This is a genomic window from Niveispirillum sp. (genome assembly GCF_017996735.1).
In the GTDB taxonomy this organism is placed as follows: Bacteria; Pseudomonadota; Alphaproteobacteria; order Azospirillales; family Azospirillaceae; genus Niveispirillum.
Map to the genome: position 1 here is coordinate 1 of NZ_JAGOGJ010000189.1, position 10,070 is coordinate 10,070.

The 10,070-nt window shown below is 61.1% G+C and carries 12 protein-coding genes and 1 pseudogene; 9 read left to right on the forward strand and 4 right to left on the reverse strand.

Features of this window, described 5'->3' with window-relative positions:
* The first annotated feature begins 579 nt into the window (after nucleotides 1–579).
* The 4 genes from KBA48_RS30520 to KBA48_RS30535 all read left to right on the forward strand — a co-directional run bounded on the left by KBA48_RS30520 (nucleotide 580) and on the right by KBA48_RS30535 (nucleotide 3,515).
* On the forward strand, nucleotides 580–1,527 hold the full coding sequence (locus KBA48_RS30520) for a hypothetical protein (protein WP_292912460.1): 948 nt from the start codon (nucleotides 580–582) through the stop codon (nucleotides 1,525–1,527).
* Nucleotides 1,521–2,285 (forward strand): hypothetical protein, encoded by a 765-nt coding sequence (locus KBA48_RS30525; protein ID WP_292912461.1) that lies wholly within the window; start codon nucleotides 1,521–1,523, stop codon nucleotides 2,283–2,285. Before KBA48_RS30520 ends, KBA48_RS30525 begins: the two co-directional genes overlap by 7 nt.
* Nucleotides 2,282–3,289: an AAA family ATPase gene (locus tag KBA48_RS30530; RefSeq protein ID WP_292912462.1), complete on the forward strand. Its 1,008-nt coding sequence runs from the start codon at nucleotides 2,282–2,284 to the stop codon at nucleotides 3,287–3,289. Before KBA48_RS30525 ends, KBA48_RS30530 begins: the two co-directional genes overlap by 4 nt.
* Nucleotides 3,290–3,353: 64 nt before the next feature.
* Nucleotides 3,354–3,515 (forward strand): hypothetical protein, encoded by a 162-nt coding sequence (locus KBA48_RS30535; RefSeq protein WP_292912463.1) that lies wholly within the window; start codon nucleotides 3,354–3,356, stop codon nucleotides 3,513–3,515.
* Here the strand turns inward: KBA48_RS30535 and KBA48_RS30540 are convergent.
* Together KBA48_RS30540 and guaA are read right to left on the reverse strand one after the other, a co-directional pair.
* Nucleotides 3,515–4,330 (reverse strand): annotated as a pseudogene (locus KBA48_RS30540) (tyrosine-type recombinase/integrase); the annotation flags it as partial. The gene KBA48_RS30535 and the pseudogene KBA48_RS30540 sit on opposite strands and share 1 nt — an antisense overlap.
* Before the next feature lie 318 nt (nucleotides 4,331–4,648).
* Nucleotides 4,649–6,229, reverse strand: coding sequence for a glutamine-hydrolyzing GMP synthase (gene guaA, locus KBA48_RS30545; RefSeq protein WP_292912465.1), 1,581 nt, complete (start codon nucleotides 6,227–6,229; stop codon nucleotides 4,649–4,651).
* A 177-nt stretch (nucleotides 6,230–6,406) separates the two neighbouring features.
* On the opposite strand from guaA, the gene KBA48_RS30550 reads away from it, so the two are divergent.
* The 3 genes from KBA48_RS30550 to KBA48_RS30560 are packed head-to-tail and all read left to right on the forward strand — an operon-like array spanning nucleotide 6,407 to nucleotide 7,430.
* The gene (locus KBA48_RS30550) at nucleotides 6,407–6,757 is read left to right on the forward strand and encodes a helix-turn-helix domain-containing protein (protein WP_292912466.1); all 351 of its coding nucleotides are present in this window, start codon (nucleotides 6,407–6,409) and stop codon (nucleotides 6,755–6,757) included.
* A gap of 10 nt (nucleotides 6,758–6,767) precedes the next feature.
* On the forward strand, nucleotides 6,768–7,025 hold the full coding sequence (locus KBA48_RS30555) for a hypothetical protein (RefSeq protein WP_292912467.1): 258 nt from the start codon (nucleotides 6,768–6,770) through the stop codon (nucleotides 7,023–7,025).
* A complete protein-coding gene (locus KBA48_RS30560; protein ID WP_292912468.1) occupies nucleotides 7,026–7,430 on the forward strand; it encodes a hypothetical protein in 405 nt (134 codons plus the stop codon).
* A 94-nt stretch (nucleotides 7,431–7,524) separates the two neighbouring features.
* Here KBA48_RS30560 and KBA48_RS30565 read toward each other — a convergent pair whose 3' ends face one another.
* Both KBA48_RS30565 and KBA48_RS30570 read right to left on the reverse strand, forming a co-directional pair.
* Nucleotides 7,525–8,187, reverse strand: coding sequence for a DUF2987 domain-containing protein (locus KBA48_RS30565; RefSeq protein ID WP_292912469.1), 663 nt, complete (start codon nucleotides 8,185–8,187; stop codon nucleotides 7,525–7,527).
* 14 nt (nucleotides 8,188–8,201) lie between these two features.
* Nucleotides 8,202–9,020, reverse strand: a complete 819-nt coding sequence (locus KBA48_RS30570; protein WP_292912470.1) for a class II glutamine amidotransferase — start codon at nucleotides 9,018–9,020, stop codon at nucleotides 8,202–8,204.
* A 250-nt stretch (nucleotides 9,021–9,270) separates the two neighbouring features.
* On the opposite strand from KBA48_RS30570, the gene KBA48_RS30575 reads away from it, so the two are divergent.
* Together KBA48_RS30575 and prs are read left to right on the forward strand one after the other, a co-directional pair.
* Entirely contained in the window at nucleotides 9,271–9,450 is a 180-nt protein-coding gene (locus KBA48_RS30575) for a CsbD family protein (protein ID WP_292912471.1), read from the forward strand.
* A 210-nt stretch (nucleotides 9,451–9,660) separates the two neighbouring features.
* On the forward strand, nucleotides 9,661–10,070 hold a 410-nt coding region (gene prs, locus KBA48_RS30580), incomplete at its 3' end, for a ribose-phosphate diphosphokinase (protein ID WP_292912472.1).

Here is a 10,070-nt window from a genome sequence, read left to right on the forward strand (position 1 = left end):
CAGGGTCGGTGCGCTTGCCAAGGCAGTGCGGCTCTATCTTCGCCCATTGGGCGTCCGTCAGAAGATTCCTATCCATCCAGAGCTTGAATCACATAAAGCCCCTTTTGTGAATCCCCACAGACCCTAACCAGTTGAAAAACAAAGCGAAAAAATATTTTTGGGAGGTCATATGCCGCCACACCCACCGTCAAAAAGCTATCCCTCTTGAAATCATTGGTTTTTTTCGGCTGGTTGGCTCGAAAAAAATTCCGCCATCTATCGCCGGTGACGCTCGCCGCTTCAGTTCGCAGAACAGACAGCGAATGTCTTCGCAAGAGCTACATCGTACCGGCTCGCGGTTCTATTTTCCATCCCACTCGGAAGATTCCATCGTGAGCCGAGCCCGACTTCGGCTTCGTCGGGGTGAGCGCAGAGCCGGTACACGCTAACGACCATCACTGGGCCTCGCCGAGCCAGTAGCCGCTCCATCAATAACATTCGGATTGCACACTAACATTATCAATGTTAGCGTTCGCCACCATGTTATCAAAAGACCTCTCACGCTCCGACGGTCCCTTTCCTGATGCGCTAGAACGCTACTTGGGAGAGCTTCTTCATGAACGCATTAATGTCCGCCCATTCGAAGCCACGCGCAGCTTGCCGGCATTTATCGGACGCATCTACGCGCTCTACGAGGCCCGCATTCTTGGACGCCAATGCGTCATCGTTGCCAAGCTCGACGGCACAGGCACTCCAGCCGACATCGCTAAGCATATCGACATAGTCCGCAATGCCACCCATGCGACGGTGGCGTTTGCCACCATGACCATCAGTGCGCACAACCGGTCGCGCCTCATCGGTCAAGGTGTTCCTTTTATCGTTCCCGGCAACCAGCTCTATATACCGGATCTGGCGATCGATCTGCGTGAGCATTTCCGTGCACCGCGCAACCGACAGGCGGACGGTCTGTCTCCTGCCGCCCAAACCGTCCTTTTCCATCACATCCTGCACCTCGACCGGAGCATGACAACGCCATCCCTCCTGGCTGACCGCCTGCATTACTCGGCGATGTCGATCGGCCGAGCGTTCGACGCTCTGGTTGCCACTGGCCTCGCCGAAACCGTCCGGCACGGAAAAGAGAGGCGCATTCATTTCAAGGCAGAAGGGCGGCAGCTCCTGGAGGATGCAACGCCACATCTCCGCAGTCCGGTTCGATCCCTGAAATTCGTGCGCGGTAGCGCCTTCGGCGCGCACCTGAAGTTGGCCGGGGAAACGGCTCTATCCCACCTCACGGACCTGGCTAGCCCCCGCATCGACACTTTCGCCGTCGCCGCCAGCGACTGGAAAGCGATTTCGCAAACGGCGGACCTAGCCGAAACCGACCGCGACGAAGCCAACTGCATCATCGAGACATGGTCCTACGATCCGGCCGCCTTGTCCGACACAAATACCGTGGACGTCCTGTCCTTGTACGCACAATTCCGGGATCATCGCGACGAGCGTGTCGCCATGGCTGCGGATCGACTTTTGGAGAACCTCCCTTGGTAACTGGCATCGATAAATTTCAGAAATACTTCGCTGGCCATGAGGACCACTACGCCATCATCGGCGGCGCGGCATGCGACCTCCTGTTCGATGAAGCCGGTCTCGATTTCAGGGCCACCAAGGACATCGATATGGTGCTCTGCGTTGAGGTGGTCGATGCCGCCTTCGGCACCGCTTTCAAAGCGTTTCTGGATGCAGGCGGCTATCAGGCACGCGAACGCAGCACCGGCGAAAAGGAATTCTACCGCTTCCACAAGCCGTCGGACCAGAGCTTCCCCTTCATGATCGAGCTGTTTTCCCGCAAGCCGGGCACCCTCGACCTTCCGGAAAATGCAGAACTCACCCCCATCCCGGTTGAGGAAGACATCGTCAGCCTGTCGGCCATTCTGCTCGACGACGGATATTATGAAGCGTTGCAGTCTGCGAAGCGAAAGATCGAGGGCGTAACCGTCATCGATGAAACACTTCTTATCCCTTTCAAAGCGCGGGCATTCCTCGATCTGTCCGCGCGGGCCGAAGCCGGGGAAAAGATCGACAGCAAAAACATCAAGAAGCACCGCAATGATGTGCTCCGCTTGACCCAGCTTCTGCCCGGCGATGTCTCAATCACCTTGCCCGATCAAATTCGCGACGACATGCGACGCTTCCTTGATCTGGCAGCGGCCGACGACACTCTCGATCCAAAAGCGCTCAACGTGCCGTTTACCCGCGATGAGGCGATTGCCCTTCTCAGGTCAGCCTACAAGCTGGCCGATGCATGAGCCGAACCTTCATCTACAGCTTTACTCCGCCATCGCTGGACCCAGCCCCCGGCGCGACCATCGCGTTGAACGTCTCGGAGATCGAGGATGCCGGCATTCGCGAGGTGCTTCAAACGCCGGCCCTTGTCACCAACCGCCTGCGCGGCCGCTTCGCCATCGAAGTCGACAAGCTCGGCGTCGCCGGCCTCGCAATCGAGCTTCAACAGGCCAAGACCTCAGCGGGAGTGCCCTTTTTCCAGGTGCGTCTCATCAACAAACCGAGTGAACCCGTCGGCAAGGTTCTGAGTGAAGGCGAGCATCGCTGCGTAGCGCTCGCCGCTTTCCTCGCCGAGCTGTCAACCATCGACGCGCAATCGGCCATCGTTTTCGACGATCCCGTGTCCTCTCTTGACCACCTGCACCGCGATCGGGTCGCCGCACGCTTGGCCGAAGCGGGAGAAACCCGCCAGGTCATCGTGTTCACGCACGACATGGCCTTTCTCCTGCTGCTCGACGAAGCCTGCCGTGCAACCAAGGATCGCGAGGCAACGCCGGTCGCCTATCGGCTCATCAGCCGTGGCGCGGATAATTCCGGCTTCTGCCATCAGGACCCGCCGGCCAGCGTCATGCCGCTCGACAAGGTGATCGACGGCATGAAGGCCCACCTAGCCAATGTAAAGATCCACCATGAGCGTGGCGACCAGGCGAAGTGGCTTCGAGAGGTGACATCCTTCCAGGACCAGCTTCGCACCTGCTGGGAGCGCGCGGTGGAAGAGGTGGTCGGACCTGTGATCCGTCGGCTATCGCGCAAAGTAGATACGACCGGCTTGATCAAGCTTACCATCCTCACCGATGCCGACTGCATCACGATGCGCGAGGCTTTCGGCCGTTGCTCCGCGCTCCTTCACAGTCAGCCCGGCGAAATCAATCCTCCCTTGCCCTCATCATCCGTGATCGAGAGTGAAATCGGCGCGCTGGCTAATTGGATTGCCGACATTCGGACCCGCCAGGAGAAGGCCGCATGATGTTGCTCTGTCACGCCACGCCCTTCGATGCCAGAGGCCATGCCTCATGGTGAAATGGTCCGAAATGAAGCGCGCATCGGACACCATTCTCGCCGTGTGGCCCCAATATCGACCGCTGTTCGAGCGTTGGTTCATGCAGGAACTGGTCGACAAGGATGAATTCGCACCGGCTTGGCGTGAGCGTTTGGTGCCCGGCGACAATGATGGCGTCTTCGCGGATCATTAGACGTTGTGCGGCTTGGAACGCTTCATCCGCTCCTTCGGGATCGACCACACCGCATTCTCGAAGTCGACCTCATCCCACACCGCGTCCTGCAACTCGCTCTTGCGGACCATCGTGAGCAGGATCAGCTTCAGACCGAGCCGGATTGTCGGCAGCGTCGCCACATGCTCTAGCTGGCCGAGCATCACCCGAATTTCGGCGGGCGAGAGCGAGCGATCCTTGGGAACGAACGTCGCGATCGAGGCCGGCCCGACCTCTTCGGCGGGGTTCGGCACCTTCTCGCCGTGCAGCTTCGCGAAAGCAAAGACTAGCTTCACAATGTCACGCACATGGACAGCCGTGGCAGGCGCTCCCCGCTTCTTCACCTTGTCGCACATCGCCCGGAGATCCTCGGGCGTGATCTCCGTCAGCAGCCGGTTGCGGAACGTCGGCAGGATGTCGCGCTCGTAGATCGAGCGCCGCATCGCGCGGGTGCTCTCCGCCATCCGGTGCTCTTGCAGCCAGCGTTCGCCAAACTCGCCAAAGCTCTTTGCTTCCTTGATGCGGCGCTTCTCCCGCTGCTTCTCTTGGGCGGGCGACCGCCCTTCCTGAATTGAGCGCTGCGCGTCGATCAGCTTCTCCCGCGCACGGGCCAGAGAGAGGCCCGCCGGCCCGTATCTGCCGAGGGTCAAGGTCTCGCGTCGACCGTGCATACGGTAATCATAGCGGAACACGACGGCGCCCGACGGGTTTACGACGACATACATACCGTCACGGTCGGAGACTTTGTATAATTTATCCTTTGGTTTCAGTGCCTTGATTGCCGCATCGGTAAGCATCGGCCGCTCCTAGATCGTTCAAAAAACGCCAGAGAGCCCCTAAAAATACCGTCAGGCCAAAATCGACCAATCCTGACGGCGAATTGTCCTTTATTCTCAATGGAATAAGGTCAAAAAAATACCGTCACAAGCTCTCTAAGCCATGACGGTATATGCAAATCTGCGATGTCACAAGACGCCCCATACCGTCAACTCCGCCGTCGATCGCGAGGCTTGCCCGGCGATTGACGGCGAAAGACGGCGGAGAGAAAATTGTTGATTTTCAGTGCGTTATAGAGGGGGATCGGCGGTTATCGGCGGCGTTTGGATGGGCGCGAATTATTCCCACTCAATCGTGCCCGGCGGCTTTGACGTGATGTCGTAGGTCACGCGGTTGATGCCGCGCACCTCGTTGATGATGCGGGTGGCGACGCGGCCCAGGAAGCTGTGTTCGAACGGATAATAATCAGCCGTCATGCCATCAACCGAGGTCACGGCGCGCAGCGCGCAGGCATAGTCATAGGTGCGGCCATCGCCCATCACGCCGACGGTGCGGACCGGCAGCAGCACCGCGAAGGCCTGCCAGATCTCGTCATAGAGGCCGGCATTGCGAATCTCATCCAGATAGACCGCATCGGCCTTGCGCAGGATCTCCAGCTTCTCGCGCGTGATCTCGCCCGGCACGCGGATGGCCAGACCCGGACCCGGGAACGGGTGACGGCCGACGAAGCTGTGCGGCAGGCCCAGTTCACGGCCCAGCGCCCGCACCTCATCCTTGAACAACTCGCGCAGCGGCTCCACCAGCTTCAGCTTCATGCGGTCGGGGAGGCCGCCGACATTGTGGTGCGACTTGATGGTGACACTGGGGCCGCCCGTGAAGGACACGCTTTCGATCACGTCGGGATAGAGCGTGCCCTGGGCCAGGAACTCCGCCCCGCCGATCTTGGCGGCCTCGCCGTCGAACACCTCGATGAACAGGCGGCCGATGATCTTGCGCTTCTGCTCGGGGTCGGACACGCCTTCCAACTGTCCCAGGAACAGGTCGGCGGCGTCCACATGCACCAGCGGGATATTGTAATGGTCGCGGAACAGGGTCACCACCTGCTCTGCCTCGCCCGTGCGCATCAGGCCGGTATCGACGAAGATGCAGGTCAGTTGGGCGCCGATCGCCTCATGGATCAGAACAGCGGCGACGGAGCTGTCGACACCGCCCGACAGGCCGCAGATGACCTTGGCGCTGCCCGCCTGATCACGGATGCGGGCCACGGCCTCGGCCCGGAAGGCGGCCATGGTCCAATCGCCCTTCAGACCCGCCACCTTGAACAGGAAATTGCGGATCAGGGCGTCGCCGTGGGGCGTGTGCACCACTTCGGGGTGGAACTGTACGGCATAGAAGCGGCGGGTATCGTCGGCGATGATGGCATAGGGCGCGCCTTCCGACGTGGCAACGATGCGAAAACCCTCGGGCAGCTTGGTGACGCGGTCGCCATGGCTCATCCACACCTGCTCATGGGCGCCGATGCTCCACACGCCTTCGAACAGGGCGCAATCGTCCTTCACGTCTACAAAGGCACGGCCGAACTCGCGGGTCTCGCCCGGCTCCACCTTGCCGCCCAACTGTTCGCACATGGTCTGCTGGCCATAGCAGATGCCGAACACGGGCACGCCCAGGGTCCAGACCACATCATTGGCGCGAGGGGAACCGGCCTCCGTCACGCTGGCGGGGCCGCCCGACAGGATGATGGCCTTGGGCGCGAAGGCGCGGATGCGGGCCTCGTCCGCGCTATAGGGGATGATTTCGCAATAGATGCCGGCCTCGCGCACACGGCGCGCGATCAACTGCGTCACCTGCGATCCGAAGTCCAGGATCAGGACACGGTCGGGATGGGCGGCGGGTGCGGTGGAAGCGGCGGCGGCCATGGCGCATTTTCCTGCGGGTCAGGGGCGGAGAATGCGCCGCAACCTAGCCAACCCGACGGGCCGCGACAAGATGCGCATCCGCAAGGCTGCCCCCTGTCATGACCGGACCGGCTTCGCCATCCACCGGACATAAACGCCCATTGACAATTCATTTCATATGTAAGAAAAACCTTACACATGAAAGATGATCTTCAGATAGCCGGATCGGCGTGCGACGGGGGGCGGGTTCTGCTGGCCCTGGGTGCCTTGGCCAATCCGCACCGGCTGCGCATCGTGGCGCTGCTGGCGGCGGGCGGGAGGCATTATGTCAGCCAGTTGGCGCGCGAAATGGGGATCAGCCGGCCGTTGCTGCACCTGCATGTGCAGAAGCTGCTGGAGGCTGGCCTGGTCACGTCGCAGATGGAATTGTCGGACGATGGCAAGGCCTTGAACTTCCTGGAACTGGCGCCTTTCCGCCTGGACCTGACGGCGGAAACCGTCCGCCGGGCCACGGAAAGCCTGCCGGCTGCGGGAACCACGGGGAACTAAGGGGACATAAATGGCAGACGATACCTATCTCTATTCAATCTTCTGGTTTGTGGTGCTGATCGTTTCGGTCTTTGCCATGCGCATGATCGGCACCATCGTGCAGGCCAAGGCCAAGACGGCGGATCAGCAGAATTACCGCGATCTGGCGGAACGGGCTGTGGCGGCGCTGGAACAACAGACCGGCACCATCAATGCCCTGCGCAACGAACTGACCGCCGCCCGCACCACACTGTCCAATGTCGAAAAAATCCTGAAACAGGTGGAATAGATGATGACCGATATCGCATCCTGGCGTCTTTACCCGCTGCGCGCCGCCTATCTGCTGATGGCACTGGGTGCCGGTTATCTGAACTGGTCACAGATCATCGACCCGGCCCAAAGCTGGGAGATGATGGAGGGCGTGGTGGTCGCCATGCTGGCCGCCATGTCGGCCCTGGCCCTGCTGGGCCTGCGCCATCCGCTGCGTATGCTGCCGCTGATGTTCTGGGAAATCGCCTGGAAACTGATCTGGCTGGCCCGTGTGGCTTTTCCCGCCTGGCAGGAGGACCGGATCACCGACGCCCTTGCCGGCAACATCTTTGCCTGCGGCCTGGTGATCATCCTGATCGCCGTCACCCCGTGGGACCATGTCTGGCGCCATTATATCATCGGTCCGGGGGAATCTCGGCGGTAATACAAAGCCACAGTAAGCGCCCGCCTGCCCGCGCACATTCCCGTCAGACCGCCGGATGGCACAGCCCGGCATTTGCAGGCGTTATGGAAGCACCCTACCCTTTCGTGGTCAGTACCGTATAGGCCACGGGGTTGCTGGTGATGATGTCCGGGTACTGCCGCATCAGTGCCTTGTCGTTCAGGATGTTGACCCGCCCCTTGTCATCGGGCGTCAGCTCCCGGCTCCCCTTGGCGCCCTTCAGCGTTACCGTGCAGTCCGCGCCGCAGAAGACACGCAGCGTCTTGGCCGACGGCGCCAGAAAGGAGACCATGCCCGCCTCCTTCTCGATCAGGCGGTTGAACTGGTCGAACGCGGCCTGCACCTCCGTATAGCGCAGGGATTGAGTGCCACCCGGCACCTTCATCCCGATCTGCGCCTTCATGATATAGGTCTCTCGGGCCTGATTGATGGTCACCGTCGCCCCCTGCGCTACCCAATCGGGACGATAGTCCAGCGCCACGGCATTATGGTCATCCACCATAACGGCCTGCGACAGCCCGTTCACCGTCACCGACATGGCAACGGGCGTATCCAGCGGCTGCGTCTCCTTGGCCGGCTGCACCGACAGGCGCAGGATCAGACGATCATTATCCTGACCATAGAACCGCACCATCTGGTCAAAGAATTCCTTGTACGGCACCGTGTGACTGCCCGGCGCGGCCAGCGCCGGGGCGGATGCCAGGAACAGGGGCAGCAGAATGGACCAGGCCTTGCGCATCGGTAGAGGCTCCCTCAGCCAATCGGGTTGAAAGACCGTACAGCAACTCGCCCGTTTTCCGCCACAAGGAAGCTGCCCTCCGCCACCTCGTTCCAATGGCTGGCATCCTCATCCAGGGGTTCGGACAGGACCATCACCGCGTCATCCCCGTCTTCCAGACAGACGCGACCATCGCGACAGCCATCGACATGGCCCTGTGTCCAGAACAGGCTGGGCGAGCGGCCATCGCAGGACCAGCGCACGGCGTAGAGCCGCTTGCCATCGGTGCAGGCCGCCGTCATGCGGAACGGTTCCCTGACGCCTTCACGCCGCATCTTGCCCACCACCTGCGCCACCGTCAGGGCGAAGGCGCTGGCCGGATCCTCCATCAGACCATTGCCCAGGGCCAGATAGAAAAAGGCCTCGCTGTCGGTCGATCCTTCCCGGTGGCGGTACAGGTCCTTGCGGATCATGCCCTCCACATCCTGGCGCACGGCGGGCCAGCCGCCGATCTGTCCATTATGCATGAACAGCCAGTCGCCATAGCGGAACGGGTGGCAGTTCAGGCGCGAGGTCGCCGTACCGGTAGAGGCACGCACATGCGCGAAGAACAGGGGCGAGCGAATCTGCTCGGCCAGTGACCGCAGATTGGCATCCGACCAGGCCGGCATCGTATCGCGGTAAAGCCCGGGGCGGGCCAGATCGCCATACCAGCCCAGGCCGAATCCATCACCATTGGTGGGCGCCACACTGCGTTGCGCCGACAGCGACTGCCGGATCAGGGAATTGCAGGGCTGGAACAGCAGCGTGTCCATCGCGATGGGAATACCGGCATAGGCCAGCCAACGGCACATTCGATCCACCTTCAAAGGTCCGGCAAACAGATCGGGCCCCGAACCACGGCCCCTCTACTGTTAAATCAGGCCGCCATGGCGGAACAAGGGCAAAGCCGTGACGATTTTGAACATTGTTCGAATTAGGAAGTGCGAATTGGGAGGACTGTGATCTTTCGGGCTACCCCTGCAACAACCCGCCTCCCCTGCTGTTTCATCCGTAGGGCACGCCGCCGGCTGGCCCGTGATCAAACCGTCAAGGAGCAACCCGATGAACACCGATACCATCAAGGGCAAGTTCAACGAAGCCAAGGGCGCGGTGAAGAAGGGGATCGGCAAGGCCACCGATGATCCGGTCATGGAAATCGAGGGCGAGGCCGACAAGGCCAAGGGCCGGGCCCAGCAGGTGAAGGGGCATCTGAAGGATGCCGCCCGCGACCTGACCCGATAAGCCCTGCCCGATAAACCCTGATTGACCAGCCCCGTGCCCCCTTTTTCCATGTCGTGGCCGCCTGTCACACCGTTGTAGGCTGCAACGGTCGCGGCGTTTACAGGTCGGGGGGCCGGGGTTATGGTGCGCCCGCCTTTGTGAAGGTTCGGCGTCACCATGATGGTGGAGCCGCTCACCCCTGGTTTTCCACCAAAGACGGGCAGCACGACCATGAAGCTGATCGCCGGTAACAGCAATCAGCCGCTGGCTGAAGCCATTTCGAATTGCCTTGAGGTCCCTCTGACCAAGGCGTCGATCCGGCGCTTCGCCGACAACGAAATCTTCGTCGAGATCAACGAGAATGTCCGCGGTGAGGACGTGTTCGTGATCCAGTCGACGTCGTTCCCCGCGAACGACCATCTGATGGAACTGCTGGTTATCATCGACGCGCTGCGCCGGGGTTCCGCCCGCCGCATCACGGCCGTGATCCCCTACTATGGCTATGCCCGTCAGGGTCGCAAGACCGGCCCCCGCACGCCGATTTCGGCCAAGCTGGTGGCCAATCTGGTCACCACCGCCGGTGCCGACCGCGTGCTGACCATGGATTTGCATGCCGGTCAGATCCAGGGCTTCTTTGACAT